This window comes from Pseudomonas sp. GW821-FHT12A04, assembly GCF_058807755.1.
Genome location: NZ_JBXAQZ010000001.1, coordinates 570321 through 588638 on the forward strand (window position 1 = coordinate 570321; position 18318 = coordinate 588638).

General features: G+C 60.6%; 16 protein-coding genes. 7 read left to right on the top strand and 9 right to left on the bottom strand.

From position 1 onward, the window contains the following. Window positions 1-299: 299 nt before the first annotated feature. The 3 genes from AC1RS8_RS02430 to AC1RS8_RS02440 are packed head-to-tail and all read left to right on the top strand — an operon-like array spanning window position 300 to window position 4336. The gene (locus tag AC1RS8_RS02430; RefSeq protein ID WP_489339536.1) at window positions 300-1898 is read left to right on the top strand and encodes an ABC transporter permease; all 1599 of its coding nucleotides are present in this window, start codon (window positions 300-302) and stop codon (window positions 1896-1898) included. Further along, complete coding sequence (locus AC1RS8_RS02435) at window positions 1895-2710, top strand: ABC transporter ATP-binding protein (RefSeq protein WP_489339535.1); 816 nt, start codon at window positions 1895-1897, stop codon at window positions 2708-2710. The genes AC1RS8_RS02430 and AC1RS8_RS02435 overlap by 4 nt, the downstream gene beginning before the upstream one ends. Window positions 2711-2725: 15 nt before the next feature. Next, window positions 2726-4336 (top strand): arylsulfatase, encoded by a 1611-nt coding sequence (locus AC1RS8_RS02440; RefSeq protein ID WP_090452443.1) that lies wholly within the window; start codon window positions 2726-2728, stop codon window positions 4334-4336. 130 nt (window positions 4337-4466) lie between these two features. On the opposite strand, the gene AC1RS8_RS02445 is transcribed toward AC1RS8_RS02440, so the two are convergent. After that, window positions 4467-5540: a fatty acid desaturase gene (locus AC1RS8_RS02445; protein WP_057712508.1), complete on the bottom strand. Its 1074-nt coding sequence runs from the start codon at window positions 5538-5540 to the stop codon at window positions 4467-4469. Between the two features lie 100 nt (window positions 5541-5640). On the opposite strand from AC1RS8_RS02445, the gene AC1RS8_RS02450 reads away from it, so the two are divergent. Then, entirely contained in the window at window positions 5641-6645 is a 1005-nt protein-coding gene (locus AC1RS8_RS02450) for an AraC family transcriptional regulator (protein ID WP_150812069.1), read from the top strand. Window positions 6646-6768: 123 nt separating this feature from the next. Here the strand turns inward: AC1RS8_RS02450 and AC1RS8_RS02455 are convergent, their stop codons facing one another. Continuing rightward, window positions 6769-7455 (bottom strand): Crp/Fnr family transcriptional regulator, encoded by a 687-nt coding sequence (locus AC1RS8_RS02455; protein WP_489339534.1) that lies wholly within the window; start codon window positions 7453-7455, stop codon window positions 6769-6771. A gap of 83 nt (window positions 7456-7538) precedes the next feature. Here AC1RS8_RS02455 and AC1RS8_RS02460 point away from each other — a divergent pair, with 83 nt between their 5' ends. After that, window positions 7539-8063, top strand: a complete 525-nt coding sequence (locus AC1RS8_RS02460) for an Mpo1 family 2-hydroxy fatty acid dioxygenase (RefSeq protein ID WP_090452436.1) — start codon at window positions 7539-7541, stop codon at window positions 8061-8063. Window positions 8064-8153: 90 nt separating this feature from the next. Here AC1RS8_RS02460 and AC1RS8_RS02465 read toward each other — a convergent pair whose 3' ends face one another. From AC1RS8_RS02465 to dibA, 6 genes are all read right to left on the bottom strand, one after another. Beyond that, window positions 8154-9143 carry a sulfate/molybdate ABC transporter ATP-binding protein gene (locus AC1RS8_RS02465; protein WP_057712512.1) on the bottom strand — a complete coding sequence of 330 codons (990 nt, stop codon included), beginning with the start codon at window positions 9141-9143 and terminating at the stop codon, window positions 8154-8156. Between the two features lie 3 nt (window positions 9144-9146). Continuing rightward, window positions 9147-10016 (bottom strand): sulfate ABC transporter permease subunit CysW, encoded by an 870-nt coding sequence (cysW, locus tag AC1RS8_RS02470; protein ID WP_007972954.1) that lies wholly within the window; start codon window positions 10014-10016, stop codon window positions 9147-9149. Between the two features lie 12 nt (window positions 10017-10028). Beyond that, on the bottom strand, window positions 10029-10847 hold the full coding sequence (cysT, locus tag AC1RS8_RS02475; protein WP_007972956.1) for a sulfate ABC transporter permease subunit CysT: 819 nt from the start codon (window positions 10845-10847) through the stop codon (window positions 10029-10031). 69 nt (window positions 10848-10916) lie between these two features. Then, the gene (locus AC1RS8_RS02480; RefSeq protein ID WP_102672718.1) at window positions 10917-11930 is read right to left on the bottom strand and encodes a sulfate ABC transporter substrate-binding protein; all 1014 of its coding nucleotides are present in this window, start codon (window positions 11928-11930) and stop codon (window positions 10917-10919) included. A 68-nt stretch (window positions 11931-11998) separates the two neighbouring features. Further along, window positions 11999-12181: a sulfur starvation response protein OscA gene (oscA, locus tag AC1RS8_RS02485; protein WP_056726967.1), complete on the bottom strand. Its 183-nt coding sequence runs from the start codon at window positions 12179-12181 to the stop codon at window positions 11999-12001. A gap of 288 nt (window positions 12182-12469) precedes the next feature. Further along, window positions 12470-14389, bottom strand: a complete 1920-nt coding sequence (dibA, locus tag AC1RS8_RS02490) for a phosphodiesterase DibA (RefSeq protein WP_489339533.1) — start codon at window positions 14387-14389, stop codon at window positions 12470-12472. A 146-nt stretch (window positions 14390-14535) separates the two neighbouring features. Between dibA and desA the strand changes: the two genes are divergently transcribed. Both desA and AC1RS8_RS02500 read left to right on the top strand, forming a co-directional pair. Then, the gene (gene desA, locus AC1RS8_RS02495) at window positions 14536-15720 is read left to right on the top strand and encodes a delta-9 fatty acid desaturase DesA (RefSeq protein WP_057712516.1); all 1185 of its coding nucleotides are present in this window, start codon (window positions 14536-14538) and stop codon (window positions 15718-15720) included. A gap of 202 nt (window positions 15721-15922) precedes the next feature. After that, window positions 15923-16912: a GGDEF domain-containing protein gene (locus AC1RS8_RS02500; protein WP_489339532.1), complete on the top strand. Its 990-nt coding sequence runs from the start codon at window positions 15923-15925 to the stop codon at window positions 16910-16912. 125 nt (window positions 16913-17037) lie between these two features. Here AC1RS8_RS02500 and AC1RS8_RS02505 read toward each other — a convergent pair whose 3' ends face one another. Beyond that, complete coding sequence (locus AC1RS8_RS02505; RefSeq protein WP_489339531.1) at window positions 17038-18252, bottom strand: HDOD domain-containing protein; 1215 nt, start codon at window positions 18250-18252, stop codon at window positions 17038-17040. Window positions 18253-18318: the final 66 nt, after the last annotated feature.

Here is an 18318-nt window from a genome sequence, read left to right on the forward strand (position 1 = left end):
ATATCAAGGCCTGCGGACCTCTCCGTGGCGTATGCCTTGGCAGCATCAAAAATATTCTTCGAATGCATTGGATGCAGTGGCTTATGGAGGCCTTAAATGGTTTCGCTTATCTCTCAATAGCATTGATTTTATTTTTTATAGATCAATTTTGCATACGCCTTGAACCCTGTGGGAGCGGGCTTGCTCGTGATAGCGGTGTGTCATCCAGCACATGAGTCGCCTGACATGCCCTCATCGCGAGCAAGCTCGCTCCCACAAAAAAGCAGGCCTGTATTGCAACCCGACAACGGAGGTCACCCATGGCCCGTGTTTCTCTGCTCAGCTTGCCATTGCCCGCGCCGTCGCTTGAAAACAAGCAGCGCTGGCCGAGCCTGAACCATCGGCTGTTGCCATGGTTGTTGCCGACTCTCCTGTTCAGCCTCTGGTGGCTCGCCAGCCGCAATCACTGGATGAGCGAGCAGATCCTGCCTGCGCCAAGCCTGGTCTGGAACAGCGCACTGGAGTTGTCCCAAGGCGAGTTGTGGAGCCATTTGTGGATCAGCCTGCAACGCTTGTTCTGGGGGCTGCTGGCCGGGATCAGCGCAGGCGCTGTTCTGGGTGCGGCACTGGGCTTCAGTCGTCGACTGGAGCGCCTGGTATTTCCAACCTTTGCCGGGTTGGCGCAAGTTCCGACCCTGGCCTGGATTCCATTGTTCATGGTGTTTTTCGGCATTGGCGAAGTGCTGAAACTGGTGGTGCTGATCAAGGCCATCGTGGTGCCGGTGACCCTGCATACACTGGTCGGTGTGCGCGATGCACAACCAAAACTGCGCGAAGCCGCCGCCGTGTTGCGCCTGCCCAGGCACCTGTTGATCCGACGCCTAGTGCTGCCTGCCGCACTGCCGGCATTCATGGCCGGTGTGCGCCTCGCACTGGCCGCCGGCTGGACTTCACTGCTCGCTGTTGAACTGCTCGCTTCCAGTGAAGGCATCGGCTACCTGATGGTCTGGGCGCGGCAGCTGTTCATGCTCGACATCGTGTTCGTGTGCATTGTGGTGATCGGTTTGATTGGTGTGGCGATGGATCGCGGCATCGGTTTGCTGGACAGGAAACTGGTGCACTGGCCGCACCCCGCCACCGCCGAAATCCGTCGCGGGCCGCGTTATCAAGGCTGGCAACGCCTGCAACCGTGGCTGCTGCCACTGGCGCTTCTGGCGTTGTGGCAACTGACCTCGGATCAGCAATGGATCGACGCAAACATTCTGGTCAGCCCGCTGGCCGTCCTGCAGGCCACTCGGGATGGTTTGCTCGACGGCACATTGCTTGGTGGCATGGCCCTGAGCCTGGGCCGAACCCTTGGCGGGTTGCTGCTCGGTGGCGGGCTCGGGTTTGCCTTGGGATTGCTGCTGGGGTTGTCGCGCACCAGTGAACGCGCGCTCGGCCCAACCCTCGCCGCCATCCGTCAGATCGCCATATTCGCCTGGGTGCCACTGCTCACCGCGTGGTTCGGCCTGGGGGAATTGGCCAAGTGGGTGTTCGTTGCCCTCGCCGCCTTTTTCCCGCTGTTTATCGCCACCCAACGCAGCGTCGCCCACCTCTCGCCGCAACTGAACGAGGCCGCGCAGGTGTTGCGCCTGAGTCTGCGTCAGCGCCTGGTTCGACTGGTACTACCGGGCGCGGCACCGGGAATTTTTGCAGGGCTTCGGCTGAGCCTTATCTACGCCTGGCTCGGCACCATTGGCGCTGAATACTTCATGCCGTCCAACGGCGGCATCGGCAGCCAGATGATCGGCGCCCAGCAACTGCTGCGCATGGACCTGATCATGGCCGGCATGCTGCTGGTGGGCCTGACCGGCGCCCTGCTCAACCTCATTGGCCAACGCCTGGAAATCCGCGTCACTCGCTGGAGACACGCATGAACGCACCGATTGTCAGCTTCAATCACGTGGGCAAAACCTTCGACGTCGACGGCTTCACACTTGAGGCCATTCGCGAATTCAACCTGGACATCGCCGAGGGCGAGTTCGTCGCCATTGTCGGCTCCAGCGGTTGCGGCAAATCCACTTTGCTGCGGCTGCTGGTGGGCCTCGATACGCAGTTTCGCGGGCAAATCAGCGTGGACGGAAAAGCCGTCACCGGCATCGGCGGCGAGCGCGGCATCGTCTTTCAGGAACACCGCTTGTTCCCGTGGCTGAGCGTGGCCGACAACATCGGCCTGGGCCTGGTCAACGAGCCATTGAGCGCTGCGCAAAAGCACAAGCGCATCCACGATTTCATCGAACTGGTGGGCCTGGGCGACTTCGCCCGCGCCTATCCGCACCAGCTCTCCGGCGGCATGGCCCAGCGCGTGGCCATTGCTCGCGGCCTGGTGGCCAGCCCACGGATTCTGCTGCTGGACGAACCCTTCGGCGCCCTCGATGCACTGACCCGCCAGCAGATGCAGGACGAACTGTTGGCGATCCGCACCCGGGCAAAAATCACCACCGTGCTGGTCACCCACGATGTCGAGGAAGCGATCTTCCTCGCCGACCGTGTCGTGGTGATGGAGCCGCGTCCGGGGCGGATCAAACAAGTGGTCGACATTGCCCTGCCCCATCCGCGCCAGCGCAGCAGTTTCGACTTCCACCAGTTACGCGAGGAACTGCTTCACGAACTCACCAGCGACGATCACTACCAGCCCCCCGTGCCGGTGCAGGTCCGCGATCTGCCGTTGTCCTTCATTGCCTACTGAAAAAGGAAATTCTTGATGCCGCAACGTCCCAACTTTCTAGTGATCCTGGCCGATGACCTGGGCTTTTCCGACATCGGCGCCTTCGGTGGCGAAATCAACACGCCGAACCTCGATGCACTGGCCAACAATGGCCTGCGCTTGACCGACTTCCACACCGCGCCGACCTGCTCGCCGACCCGCTCGATGCTGCTCACCGGTACTGACCACCACATCGCCGGCATCGGCACCATGGCCGAAGCACTGACCCCGGACCTGATCGGCAAACCGGGTTACGAAGGACACCTGAACGACCGCGTGGTCGCCCTGCCCGAGCTGCTGCGCGAGGCCGGTTACCAGACATTGATGAGCGGTAAATGGCACCTGGGCCTGACCGCAGAACTGGCGCCTCACGCCCGGGGTTTCGAGCGTTCGTTTTCGCTGTTGCCCGGCGCGGCCAACCATTACGGCTTCGAGCCGACCTACGATGAAACGACGCCACGGCTGCTGAAATCCACCCCGGCGCTGTACATCGAAGACGACCAATTCATCGACGAACTGCCGAAGGATTTTTATTCCTCCGATGCCTTTGGCGACAAGCTGCTGCAATACCTCAAGGAGCGCGACCAGACCCGGCCTTTCTTCGCCTACCTGCCGTTTTCCGCGCCCCACTGGCCGCTGCAGGCGCCGGCCGAGGTGGTGGAAAAATACCGCGGGCGCTATGACGCCGGCCCTGAAGTACTGCGACTAGAGCGTCTGGAAAAACTCAAAAAACTGGGGCTGATCGAGGCCGATGTCGAGCCGCATCCGTTGATCCAGTTGACTGCACAATGGGACGCCCTGAACGACGAGCAACGGCAGATCTCCGCGCGGGCCATGGAGGTTTATGCGGCGATGGTCGAGCGCATGGACTGGAACATCGGGCGGGTCGTCGATTACTTGCGCCAGCAGGGGCAACTGGACAACACCTTCATCCTGTTCATGTCCGATAACGGTGCCGAAGGGGCGTTGCTGGAGGCCTTTCCGAAATTCGGCCCGCAGTTGCTGACCTATCTCAACCAGCATTATGACAACAGCCTGGACAACATCGGTCGCGCCAACTCCTACGTCTGGTACGGGCCGAACTGGGCGCAAGTGGCGACCGCGCCGTCGCGGCTGTTCAAAGCCTTCACGACCGAAGGCGGGATCCGTGTTCCGGCACTGGTGCACTACCCGCAGCTGCCGCTCAAGGGCCAGATCAGCCATGGGTTTGGCACGGTGATGGACATCACGCCGACCATTCTTGATCTGGCCGGCGTGCGTCATCCAGGCAAGCAGTGGCACGGCAAACCCGTGGCGGAAGTTCGAGGCAAGTCGTGGCTTGGGTTCTTGTCGGGCGAGACGGCGCAAGTGCATGACGAGCACACCGTCACCGGTTGGGAATTGTTCGGACGACGGGCGATTCGGCAAGGGCAATGGAAGGCGGTCTACATCCCGGGACCGGTGGGGCCGGCGACCTGGCAGTTGTATGACCTGGGCAATGATCCGGGGGAGATTCATGACTTGGCGTCGAGCCAACCGCAGAAGCTCAGTGCCTTGATCGAACATTGGCAGCGGTATGTGGATGAGACAGGGGTGATCTTGAGTGAGTCGCCGTTTCAGCCGGATTGATTCAACCTGAACCACAGCTATCGCGAGCAAGCTCGCTCCCACACTGGCCGATGTGATGCAAAGATCGCATTCACACCGACACACCCTGTGGGAGCGAGCTTGCTCGCGATGAGGCCTTAACAAACAACCATCAAGCCCGAGCCGTACGCACCTTATCCCCGACCAATTCGTCCTTGCGCTCAAACCGGTTGGCCCGCGCAAACGTGCCGAAATCATTAAACCGCACACCCATCTCGCGCATCACCTTGTGTCCCACCGGCACGGTGAGCTGCCGGATGTAGAACGGTTCCTTCACCACAAAGTGATGGATCCCGTGGCTGCTGCCGAAGTTGAAGCAGAACGCCTGCAACGGCCACAGCCACCACGCGTTCAGCACTTGCGTCTGCTGCATCACGTTGCCCGGCTCCACGTCACCGTAGTAGTGCATGTTCGAGCTGATGAAGTGCAGGCAGAACGTGCGCAACACGTTCGGGCCGATGATAACCACTGCCGCGATGTCGATCACCTGCATCACCGACAACGTGGTCGCCGACCACTCGATCGGTGCACCCATCAGATGTGCAACGCCATTCGCTGCGTGGAAACCGAGAAACACGTACCACGCGCCCCAATGCATCAGCGCCAGCGGTGCGTAGACCTTCAGGGTGCGCTGGACGATGCTGATCTTTTGCGCCCAGGTCTTGGCCCGCAGCATGCGGATGAACGACGACATCATGTTGTCGCCAATCATCAAGAATCGCGCGATGCCCCATGGTTCGCCGTTGGTAATGGCGCGTTCTTCCATATCGGTTTCAGAGCCCGACACCTTGTGGTGATTGAGGTGCAGATGGCGGCGAATCCACGGATTGATAGTGCTCGGCCGCGCCAGCCACACCAGCCCCATCATCAGGTTGTGCGGCACCTTCTGCTTGCGGAAGTACATACTGTGGATCAGGTCGTGCTCCAGCTCATGGGTCAACGAGGCAAAAAACGCGTTGAGCAGCAGGCACGCCCACCACGCCATGTGCCCGCTCATGTAGAGCGCCGCTGAGCCGACCATACCAGCGATGGCGAAGGTCAGAATGCCTGCGCCGAGGGCGTCCTGATGCTTGAGAATCGGGTATTGCTCGCGCAGCTCGACGCCTCTGGCCAGCACCACTTCGCGGATATGGGCCGATCGTTGGGCTGCATTCAGTCGTTGGGGGCTTGCAGAAGTACCACTCATGCTTCCATCCTCTGGTTATTGATGGTTGCATCCTGCCTTGGAAACCTCTGCAAGGCGGTAGCCGAGAACGCCAACCTGTTGACCGGAAGCGCCAATCAGCATGACTGAACCGACCTCCCTCGCCAGCTGGACCCGCGCCCTGCGCAAGCAACTCGATGCCCTGGGCATCGACAGCACCGCCCTGTGCCAGCAAGCGGGGCTCGACCCGCAACTGATGGACGACCCGAACGCGCGCTACCCACTGTCGGGCACCACGCACCTGTGGAATCTGGCGGTGCAGGCCAGCGGTGACCCGGCGATCGGTTTGCGGGTTTCGCGTTTCGTCAGCCCGACCACCTTCCATGCGCTGGGTTATGCGCTGGTGGCCAGCGGTAGCCTGCGGGAAGTGTTCGAGCGCATCGTGCGCTATCACCAGGTGGTCAGCGATGCCCTGGAACTGGAACTGACCCGTGCCGAGGATCGCTACCGTTTCAGCCTGAAAATCCCGGCCGGCAACCCCGCCCCGGCCTTCGAAGCCATCGATGCGTTCATGGCGATTTACGTGCGCACCTGCCGCAATCGCCTGGGTCGCGACTACGCGCCACTGGCGACCTACCTGCGTCGCCCGGAGCCGGCGGACGCGCACCAATGGCATAAAGTCTTCCGCTCGCCCATGAACTTCGGCGCCGACGAAGACCGGCTGGAGTTCGCCCTCGTCGACTTCGACAGCCACCTGGATGACGCCAACCCGGAACTGGCCGAACACAACGAAACCGTGCTCAAACGCACCTTGGCACAACTCAAGCCGCTGACCTGGGAGCGCAAGGTTCGCGATGCCATTGAAGAACAACTGCCCGAAGGCGAACCCAGCGCCGAACACATCGCCAAGGCCCTGCACCTGAGCCTGCGCAGCCTGCAACGGCACCTGGCCGATGAAGGCTGCCGGTTCGACACGTTGCTCAACGAAAGCCGCGAAAACCTCGCGCTGCTGCACCTGCGCGACCCGCAGGTGTCGCTGAGCGAAATCAGTTATCTGCTCGGATTTGCCGACACCAGCAGCTTCAGCCGCGCGTTCAAGCGCTGGACGGGGATGACGCCGGGGCAGTTTCGGGATGGGTTGCGATGAATGATCCGGATCCCCTGTGGGAGCGAGCTTGCTCGCGATAGCGGACGGTCAGTCGACACACCTGGAGACTGACACACCGTCATCGCGAGCAAGCTCGCTCCCACAATGGGCCTGCGTAAACAGTTAAATCGAGGCCAGTGCCCGCAATCGCTCGGCATCGAGGATTTCAATTTCGCCGTAACTCAGCCCGATGATCCCCTGCCCCTGCAGTTCCTTGAGAATCTGGTTGGTGGTCTGGCGCGACAGCGACAGCATTGAAGCAAGCTGCTCCTGGGGCAGTTGCAGGACGCGGCGCGCAGGAATGGTCTCGCCATAGCCTTCGGCGATCATCAACAAGCGGTGCGCCAGCCGTGCCGGGGCCGGCAACAGGCTCAGTTGTTCGAGGTTGATGAAGGTCATGCGCAACTTCTGGCTCATCAGCAATGCCAGTTGCCGCCAGTGCTGCGGATGCTCGTCGAGCAGCGCCAGCAAGGTGTTCTGGGGAATGTGCAGCAGCGTGCACTGGCCCACGCCGTACGCATCGTGGGTGCGTGGCTGGCCATCGAACAGGCAGATTTCGCCGAACCAGTGCGGCGGCTCCACCAGGCTCAGCAACGCTTCCTTGCCTTGCTCGCTGACGGCACCGACGCGCACCGCGCCTTCAAGCACCGCGTACAGGCCACAGGGCGGATCGCCACGCTTGAACAGCCGCTGGCCCGGCGACAGGCGCCGCAGCCTGGCCGCCGACAGCAGGCTATCCTGTAGGGAAACAGGCAAATGGCTGAACCACTGACCGCTCATCAGGCGTGGACGCCAGACCTGCATATCCATGAAAACTCCTAGAGATTGTCGCCTGGCTGACAGAGCGGGAAATGGCCCCGGGGCATGATCAATCACCCTACAGGAGAACAAAAATGAAAAGCCTCGTCGACCACCTCAGTCAATACGCTGCCTACCACCGTGACCCGCGCAACATTGCCTCGCACTTTATCGGCATTCCGCTGATCGTGGTCGCCGTCGCGGTGTTGCTGTCCCGGCCGGAGTGGTCGCTGGGGGGCGTGTGGATCTCACCGGCGGTGCTCGTCTCGCTGGCATCGGCGTGGTTTTACCTGCGCCTGGAGTTGCGCCTGGGCGTGTTGATGACCGTGTTGCTCGGGCTGTCCGTGTGGGCCGGTCATGCGCTGGCGCAGCAAAGCACGCTGGTCTGGCTGGGCAGCGGCGTGGCGATGTTCGTGATCGGTTGGGCGATTCAGTTTGTCGGTCATCACTACGAAGGGCGCAAACCGGCGTTCGTCGATGATGTGACGGGATTGATTGTCGGGCCGTTGTTTGTGGTGGCCGAGCTGGCGTTCATGCTGGGGATGCGGCATGACCTGAAAGAGCAGATCGAGGCGCGGGCGGGTGGGGTACGGGTCAATCCGAAACGTGCCGCTGTTTAGATAGCAATCGCGAGCAAGCTCGCTCCCACAGAGGATCTATGGTGCACATAGACCCCCTGTGGGAGCGAGCTTGCTCGCGATGCTTTTGCTTTAGATATTCGCGAGTTTCTGCCAGACCTTCGGCTTGAAGAACAGCGTCTCGCCCTTCGCCAACCCGATCAGGCTGTCGTGATCCTTGACCACTTCGGCCTCGATCAGATCGCTCTGCCCTTCAACCTTCAGCGTCACCCGTGTTGTCGCGCCCAGCGGACGAATGTCCCGCACTTCCGCCGCGTGGTGGTCTTCCAGTTCATGGCGTGACAGCGACACTTCGTGCGGGCGGAACAGCACGTGCCTGTCTTCGCCCAGGTGCAGTCGGTTCGAATCACCGAGGAAGTGATAGACGAAATCGCTGGCCGGGTTTTCGTAGACGTCGCCTGGTGAACCGATCTGCTCGATCACCCCCTTGTTCATCACCACGATACGGTCGGCGACTTCCATCGCTTCTTCCTGGTCGTGGGTCACGAACACTGAGGTCAGGTTGATGTCTTCGTGCAGGCGCGCCAACCAGCGACGCAGCTCTTTACGGACCTTGGCGTCGAGGGCGCCGAAAGGTTCGTCGAGCAGCAGCACTTTTGGCTCCACCGCCAGCGCCCGGGCCAAGGCAATGCGCTGACGCTGTCCGCCGGAGAGTTGTTCCGGGTAGCGATCCGACAGCCAATCCAGCTGCACCATATTCAGCAGTTCGTGGACTTTGGTTGCGATCTGGCTTTCGCTCGGGCGCTGGTTTTTCGGCTTCATGCGCAGGCCGAACGCGACGTTGTCGAACACCGTCATGTGGCGGAACAGGGCGTAGTGCTGGAACACGAAACCGACGTTGCGATCACGCACGTCATGCCCGGAAACGTCTTCACCGTGGAACACGATGTTGCCCTGGTCCGGGGTCTCCAGGCCGGCGATGATTCGCAGCAGCGTGGTCTTGCCGCAGCCCGACGGACCGAGCAACGCGACGAGTTCGCCGCTCTGGATGTCCAGGCTGATGTTGTCCAGCGCCTTGAACGCGTGGAAGTTCTTGCTGACATTACGCACTTCGATCGACATGAATTATTCCTCCGCGGCGCTGGCGCGCAGGCGGTTAATACGGTTTTCGCTCCACTGCTTGAGCAGCAGGATGAAGAGCGCCAGGATCAGCAACAGGCTCGCCACGGCGAACGCGGCCACGTGGTTGTATTCGTTGTAGAGGATCTCAACGTGCAACGGCAGGGTGTTGGTCACCCCGCGAATGTGCCCGGAAACCACCGACACCGCACCGAACTCCCCCATGGCCCGCGCGGTACACAACACCACGCCGTAGATCAGGCCCCATTTGATGTTGGGCACGGTGACGTGCCAGAACATCTGCCAGCCGTTGGCCCCGAGCAGGCGCGCGGCCTCCTCTTCCTGGGTACCTTGCTCCTGCATCAGCGGGATCAGTTCACGGGCCACGAACGGCACGGTGACGAAGATCGTCGCCAGCACGATGCCCGGCAGGGCGAAGACGATCTGGATGTCGTGGTCCTGCAACCATGGGCCGAACAGGCCTTGGGCGCCGAACATCAGCACATAGACCAGACCGGCGATCACCGGCGACACCGAGAACGGCAGGTCGATCAGTGTCACCAGCATGCTCTTGCCGCGGAACGAGTACTTGCTCACGCACCACGCGGCACTGACACCAAACACCAGGTTCAGCGGCACCGAAATCAACACGGCGATGACCGTGAGTTTCAGGGCCGACAGCGCGTCCGGCTCAAAGATCGCGGTGAAGAACGCACCGAGGCCGAGCTTCAGGCCCTGGGACACCACGATGAACAGCGGCAGCAACAGGAACAGCGCAAAAATCAGCCAACCAAGGCCGATCAGGATTCGCCGCGAGGTCGCGCTGCCACGGCGGGCAGCGTTCGAGGAAGCGGCAGCAATAGACGATTGGGACATGGGTGCGCCTCCTTATGGGGTTTCGATGCGCCGCTGCAACAAGTTGATCAGCAGCAACAGGACGAAGGAAACCACCAGCATCAGTACACCAATGGAGGTAGCGCCGGTGTAATCGTATTGGTCGAGCTTGACCATGATCAGCAGCGGCAGAATCTCGGTTTTCATCGGCATGTTGCCGGCGATGAAAATCACCGAACCGTACTCGCCGACCCCGCGGGCAAAGGCCAAAGCGAAACCGGTAAGCCATGCCGGAAGCAGTGCCGGCAGCAGGATATGGCGGAAAACCTGCAAGGGTTTTGCACCCAGGCACGCCGCCGCTTCCTCGACTTCACGAGGAATATCCGCCAATACTGGCTGTACGGTACGTACTACGAATGGAAGTGTCACAAAAGTGAGGGCAAGGGTGATGCCCAGAGGGGTGTAGGCGATCTTGAAACCCAGATCCGCCGCAAACTGACCGACCAGACCGGTAGGGGTGTACAACGCCGTCAGCGCAATACCGGCCACCGCCGTGGGCAATGCGAACGGCAAGTCGATCATTGCATCGATCACTTTTCGCCCAGGGAAGGTATAGCGCACTAATACCCAGGCCAGCAGCGTGCCAATGATGCCGTTGATGATCGCGGCACACAGGGCGGTGCCGAAGCTGAGCTTCAACGCGGCCAGCACCCGTGGCGCCGAGATGATTGCCCAGAACTGATCCCAGGTGAGTTGAGCGGCATGCACGAACATCGCCGCCAGTGGTATGAGCACAATCAGGCTGAGGTACACCAAGGTGTAGCCCAGCGTCAGCCCGAAGCCGGGTATGACGGGGGAAATACGACGCGACATAAAAGTCCTTGGTTGAGAACGCACTGAGCCCCGGAGGTGAATCCGGGGCTCGTTGATGGCTATTTAAGATTACTGCGCCTGATAGATCTGGTCGAACACCCCTCCATCGTTGAAGAATTTCGGCTGTGCGGTTTTCCAGCCGCCGAAGTCCTTGTCGATGCTCACCAGCTCCAGTTTCGGGAACTGCTGGGCGTACTTGGCAGCCACGTCCTTGTCACGTGGACGATAGAAGTTCTTCGCCGCGATTTCCTGGCCGGCCGGGCTGTACAGGTGCTTGAGATAGGCTTCGGCGATCTGCTCGTTGCCCTTTTTCTCGGCATTTTTGTCGACTACCGCCACCGGCGGCTCAGCGAGGATCGACAGCGAAGGCACGACGATGTCGAACTTGTCGGCGCCACCCTCTTCTTTCAGGGCCAGGAAGGCTTCGTTTTCCCAGGCCAGCAATACGTCGCCCTGGCCGTTGTTGACGAAGGTAATGGTCGAGCCGCGGGCGCCGGTATCCAGCACTGGCACGTGCTTGAACAGGGTTTGCACGTATTCCTTGGCCTTGGCTTCGTCGCCGCCATTGGCTTTCAGGCCATAGGCCCAGGCCGCGAGGAAGTTCCAGCGCGCACCGCCGGAGGTTTTCGGATTCGGTGTGATCACCGAGACATCATTCTTGATCAGGTCGCCCCAGTCCTTGATGCCTTTAGGGTTGCCCTTGCGCACCAGGAACACGATGGTCGAGGTGTAAGGCGTGCTGGCGTCCGGCAGGCGCTTTTGCCAGTCCGCCGGCAGGGACTTGCCAAGCTTGGCGATTTCGTCGATATCGCCGGCCAGGGCCAGGGTCACGACGTCGGCACGCAGGCCATCGATCACCGCCCGACCCTGCTTGCCCGAACCGCCGTGGGATTGCTGGATTTTCACGGAGTCACCGGCGTGGTCCTTTTGCCAGAACTTGATGAATTCGGCGTTGTAGTCCTGATACAGCTCGCGGGTCGGGTCGTACGACACGTTGAGCAGCTCATAGTCCTTGGCAACGGCGGAACCGGCAAAAAGGGCGCTGGCCAGGGCGGCCAAAGCGAAATGACGAATCGACGACATGGTGAAAGCTCCTGGAATTCTTGGATTGTTGGCTTTTTCTTATGGGATATCGCGTTGCCTGATTCGCCTCAGCCCGACTTGTTGCCCGGCTGCTGCAAACGGAATTTTTCCTTGCGTTCGATCTGCACCACCTGGGCGTTGTGCACGGTGATTTCCACGGCGCCAAAGCGCAGATCGCGCAGGGCACTCTGGATTTCACGCAGGATGGTGGCTTCGTCTTGACCGTCGACGCTACGCAGGGATGCGCTCATATTGCTGCTCCTTCAACTGAGAGGTTGCCTCGCAGTGTCGGCACTGCTTGCGGCTTGAGAGCAATACTAGAGAGGTGTAGATATTCTTAAAAAGACTATTTAAGAATGTTTATATAACCAGAAGAAATTAACTGTGGAGACAAGAGCTTGAGGTGAATCACCCTCTTTCAGGCACACCAAAAAAACCCTGTGGGAGCGAGCTTGCTCGCGATGAGGGAGTTTCATTCACCAGAAATGTCGACTGATATTCCGCTATCGCGAGCAAGCTCGCTCCCACAGGTTTTGCTCCTACACGATCACCGGCTCATGCATCCAGTCAAGCTGCTCCGCCGGTACCGGCCGCCCGAACCAGTAGCCCTGACCCAGATCGCAATCGTGTTCGAGCAGAAATTCCGCCTGCTCAGCCTGTTCGATCCCCTCGGCATGCACCTGCATGCCCATGCTCTGGGCCAGCGCAATGATCACCCGCGAGATCGCCGCATCATCCTCATCCCACGGCAATCCGGCGACGAAGCCCTGGTCGATTTTCAACTTCTGCACCGGCAGACGCTTGAGCCGCAGCAGCGATGAGTAACCCGTGCCGAAGTCGTCGATGGCCAGGCGCACACCCAGCTCGCGCAGGCAATGCATCTGCTCCAGCGCGACTTCCGGGTCTTCCATCACCGCGCTTTCAGTGACTTCCAGCTCGAGAAACGCCGGCTCCAGCCCGGTTTCGCGCAGGACCTGCGCCACCTGCTGATACAGCTCACGACGGGCGAACAGACGCGAAGAAACGTTGACCGCGACGAACGACAGCACCACCCCGTCCTGCTGCCACTGGCACATCTGCCGGCACGCCTGCGCCATGACCCAGGCGTCGATTTCTGCAATCAGACCGGTTCGTTCGGCGACCGGAATGAATTCCGCCGGCGACACCAGGCCCCGCTGCGGGTGCTGCCAACGCACCAGCGCCTCGACGCCGATCAGGCGACGGCTCTTGAGGTCGTGAACCGGCTGGTAATAGACCCGCAGCTCTTGTCGGTCCAGGGCGCGGCGCAATTCGAAGGCGATCTCGACCCGTTGCTGGGCGTGGGCCGTCAACTCTTCGGTGTACAAGGCATAATCATTGCGCCCCGCGCTCTTGGCCTTGAACAGTGCAGAGTCGGCATTGCGCAGCAGTTGCTCGACGCTCAACGCATCGCTGGGGAACAGGCTGATGCCGATGCTGGTGTTGATGGACAGCTGGTGCCCATCAATAAGGAACGGCTCTTTAAGGCCCTCGATGATCCGCTGGGCCAACGCAGCGGCCTGAACCAGTTGCGGACAGCTTTCGGCAAGTATGGCGAACTCATCCCCGCCCAACCGCGCCAGGGTGACGCCCGGACCGAACATGGCCCCCAGGCGCTCGGCCACAGCCTTGAGCAACTGGTCGCCAATGGTATGCCCGAGGCTGTCGTTGATCATCTTGAAGTGATCGAGATCGATCATCAGCAGCGCGCAGCCACGCTTGTGGACCTGTGCCGAGGCCAGGGCCTGTTCGGCGCGGTCGGTGAACAGCAGGCGGTTCGGCAGGTCGGTCAGCGGATCGTGGTGCGCCAGGTGCATCAGTTCGTGTTCTGAATTCTTGATTGCACTGATGTCGGAAAACACCGCCACATATTGGCTCGGCTGGCCGTAGTCGTCGTGGATCAGGCGGATCGTTTGCCATTGCGGGTAAATCTCGCCGCTTTTGCGCCGGTTCCAGATTTCTCCACTCCACTCCCCGACACTGGCGAGCGTGGCAAACATCACCTGATAGAACTCCGGAGAGTGTCGCCCGGACTTGAACAGGTTGGGCCGCTGCCCCAGCACGTCCTCACACCCGTAACCGGTGATTTCCATGAACGCCCGGTTCACATGGACGATCAGACCTTCCCGATTGGTGACCAGCACGCCTTCGCGGGTGCAGTCGAACACGGCTGCCGCCTGGCGCAAGCGCATGCGGTCGGCGTCGCGCTCACGCAGTTTGGCGCCGATACCCAGACACCGCAGCAGCCGCGCCCGGGCAATGAAGATCAACCCGGCACTGAACAGCACCCAGACATAACCGTTGATCAGTTGCCATCGCAATCGCTCGGCAGAGCTATCGAAGAAACTGTTTAATAAATAGCCACTGATCTGCAGCCAAACCACAGAAAGCAGCAGATAGAGCAGCGCTGCACGCAAGGCATCGCGATAGGTGGCAGACATCCGGCGATCCATGTCCCTACAAAAAGGTTGGAATTATAGTTTAAAGACACATCCAGCCACTCTTATCTGAAAGGGTGACTGGTTTTCTGTGTGGGCTTAGTGATAATGCAACGGCTGTTTTTTCTTTATCGAGGGCCCTACAGCCTATGTGGTACGAAGGTTTTCTTGGCTTGTCGCCCTGGTCGCTGGTAGCAGTCACCCTGCTGATGACCCACGTCACGATCATCGCCGTCACGGTCTATCTGCATCGTTACTCGGCTCATCGCTCTCTGGAGCTGAATGGCGGCCTTAAGCATTTCTTCCGTTTCTGGCTGTGGCTGACCACGGCGCAGAACACCCGCGAGTGGACTGCCATCCACCGTAAGCATCACGCCAAATGCGAAACCGTCGATGACCCGCACAGCCCGGTCATCAAGGGTTTGTCCACGGTGCTGCGCAAAGGCGCCGAGCTGTACCGCGCCGAAGCGGAAAACCCCGAGACGCTGCGCATCTACGGCAAGAACTGCCCCGAAGACTGGATCGAGCGCAACCTCTACAGCCGCTTCCCGCTGCTGGGCATCGCGATCATGGGCGTTATCGACCTGCTGCTGTTCGGCACCATCGGCATCACCATCTGGGCCATCCAGATGATGTGGATCCCGGTGTGGGCCGCCGGCGTGGTCAATGGCCTGGGCCATGCCATCGGCTACCGCAACTTCGAATGCCGCGATGCGGCGACCAACCTGGTGCCTTGGGGCATCCTGATTGGCGGCGAAGAACTGCATAACAACCATCACACCTACCCTAACTCGGCAAAACTGTCGGTGAAGAAGTGGGAGTTCGACCTGGGCTGGGCGTGGATTCAAGTCTTCAGCTTCCTGCGCCTGGCCAAGGTTCAACGGGTTGCGCCGATTGCCCATCGCGTCGAAGGCAAGGGCAACCTGGACATGGACACCGCCATGGCGATCCTCAACAACCGCTTCCAGATCATGGCCCAGTACCGCAAATTGGTGATCGGCCCGCTGGTCAAGCAAGAGCTGGAAAAAGTCGATCACTCGGTACGTCACCAGTTCCACCGGGCCAAACGCCTGCTTTCGCGGGAGACCAGCCTGCTGGATGACAAACATCATGTACGCATCCAGAACATGCTCGAGCACAGTCAGGCGCTGAAGGTAATTTACGAAAAACGCCTGGCCCTGCAACAGATCTGGGTCAAGACCAGCTCAAATGGTCACGACATGCTGGCGGCCATCAAGGACTGGGTACACGAAGCCGAAGCCAGCGGGATTCAATCCCTGCGCGACTTCGCCGATCAGTTGAAGACCTACTCCCTGCGCCCTGCCGCCGTCTGAAAAAACCTGTGGGAGCGGGCTTGCTCGCTCCCACATGGTTATGTGGCGTGCCATCAGTACCGCCCGGCGGGAGCAAGCTTCCTCGCCACACAAGGCGGGAACTTCATCCCAAAAGCCCTATCTCAAAGACACTTCGCCATCCCCGGCGGGCTTGGTGTTGGCCGCTGTCGAACGCGCGGCATGCCCTTTGAGATTTGTGTCGATGGCCCCAAAAAACCTGCAAGACTCATCTCCGTCGCATTGGCCCGAGGCCGCGCAGCCCCTGATAGCGCTAATGCACGCCCAACGCGAAGTCGCACGCCTGAGCGAACGCGAACAGTTGTTCAGCACCTTGCTGATGAGCGTCAATGCAGTGCTGTGGGCATTCGATTGGGAAACCCGCAAGGTGCTTTACGTCAGCCCCGCCTATGAACGGATCTTTGGCCGTTCGGCCGATCTACTGCTGGCCGACGGCAATCAATGGTGCGACAGCATTCACCCTGACGACCTGGACTATGCCGAACGCAGCCTTGCCGAAGTGCTGGACAAAGGCGCCGTCGAAGACCGCGAGTATCGAGTCATCGCCGCAGACGGCCAGGTGCGCTGGCTAAGCGACAAATGCTACATCAACCGCCAGCCCGAGCCGGGGCAACCGGTGATCATCGTCGGCATCGCCGAAGACATCACCGACAAGAAGCAGATGGAAACCGAGCTGCATCGCCTGGCCACCATCGATGCGCTGACCCAGAGCAGCAACCGCCGTCATTTCTTCGAATGCGCCCACCGCGCGTTCGCACACACCCGGCAACAGGGCGAGCCGCTGTCGTTTCTGATGCTGGACATTGATAACTTCAAGACGATCAACGACACCTACGGTCATCAGGAAGGCGACAACGTGTTGCAACGCATTGCCGAAAGCGGCCGCGCAGCGTTGCGTCGTGGCGACCTGTTCGGGCGTATTGGCGGTGAGGAGTTTGCAGCGGTGTTTCCCGGGTGCACGCCACAGATGGCCCTGCAAGTGGCTGAACGCTTGCAACAACAGATTCAGCGATTGAGTTTCAACCATGAGGGCCAGACGTTCGGCATCACCGTCAGCCAGGGCCTGACCAGCCTGACCGCCGCGGACGAAAACGTGGAAAACCTGTTTTCCCGGGCCGATGCGGCGATGTACCAGGCCAAGCGCGAGGGAAAGAACCGGATTGTCACTGCCTGACAGGATCACCACAGAACCCTGTGGGAGCGAGCTTGCTCGCGATGGCGGACTATCAGTCGACATTGATGTTGTATGTCAGCCCCTCATCGCGAGCAAGCTCGCTCCCACAGGGGTTGGTGGTGTACTTACTTTTTGCGCAAACGCATCAACTCCGGCAAGCCGATCTTGAGCAACCTCGCCGTCCGGCTCTTCGCCAGCGCCTCGATGCCCTCATGCTCGGTCAAGCGTGCCATCTGCGCCGCCATGTTCATCACCAGCGCTTCGCGCGAGTAAACCCCGCCACCGAGCTGGTAGGCCGCCGCAATCAGCTCGCGCAACTCCAGTGGCAGACGCCAGCGCGTGCGCAAGGCCGAACCATAGGCCGCGCCAAATTCAACCAGCGCTTCGCCCACTTCCTCCTGCTCGTCCAGTTCGCCACCGGCCTGTTTCCATTCCTGCAAACACCGCAGCAACGCCAGATCGCCGAGACGATGCAACATGCCGGCGCAATAGCAGCGCTCCTGATCCAGATCGAGCAAGCGCGCCAGGGTTCTCGCGTATTCGGCGGTGTGCAGGGACAGATCCCAGTAACGCTCGGCATAGTCGGCCAATTGCGGATCGCTGAGCCGGGCACTGCGCTTGAGCGCCAACCCGAGAATCAGGTTCATGCTCTGCCCGGTGCCCAGGCGATGCAGCGCCTGGGACAGGGTTTGCACAGCGGTGCCGTGGTGCTGGGCCGCGCTGTTGGCGGCGGCGATCAGCACAGCGGTAACCTGCGGATCGGTGCGGACTTCGTCTTCCAGCACCGTCAAATCGAGGCCATTGGGATTGAGGCTGCGCTTGACCGCCACTTGCACGTCGGTCATCAGCGGCGCACCGTCAGCCAATTCCCGTCGACGCTCCAGAAACACCGACAACGTCATGCCCGGTGCCAGCGACGGCACTTCGCACGAGACTTCTTCGCCAGCGTTCAGCAGCAGCCCCTGCAATCGATGGGTCAGGCTTTGCATATTCAGGGGCTTGGTCAGGTACGCGGCCGGCGCCAGCGGCAAGGCCTCGCGCACGCTGGCACTGTCGTTGCGACTGCTCATCAGAATGAACGGCATGGGCGGATTGCGTTTGCGCTGGCGGATGCTGCGCAGGACATTCAGGCCATCGACGCCGGGCAACTCCCAGTCGGCGATCACCAGGTCATAGGGGTTGGCAGCCAATAGCTCCAGCGCTTGCTGACCATCGGCGCACAAATCCAGCCGCGCATCGCAGCGTACGTTCAACAACACTTCCTTGAGCAAATCCCGGGACCAGGGGTCGGCCTCGGCGATCAGGACTCTTGGAACGGCGGGTAAAATGACGGTTGTCATACAGCTCTCCCTGGCAATGCGCAAACCTTAGCCAATGCAAGCCATCCGATACAGCGCTAATGGGCG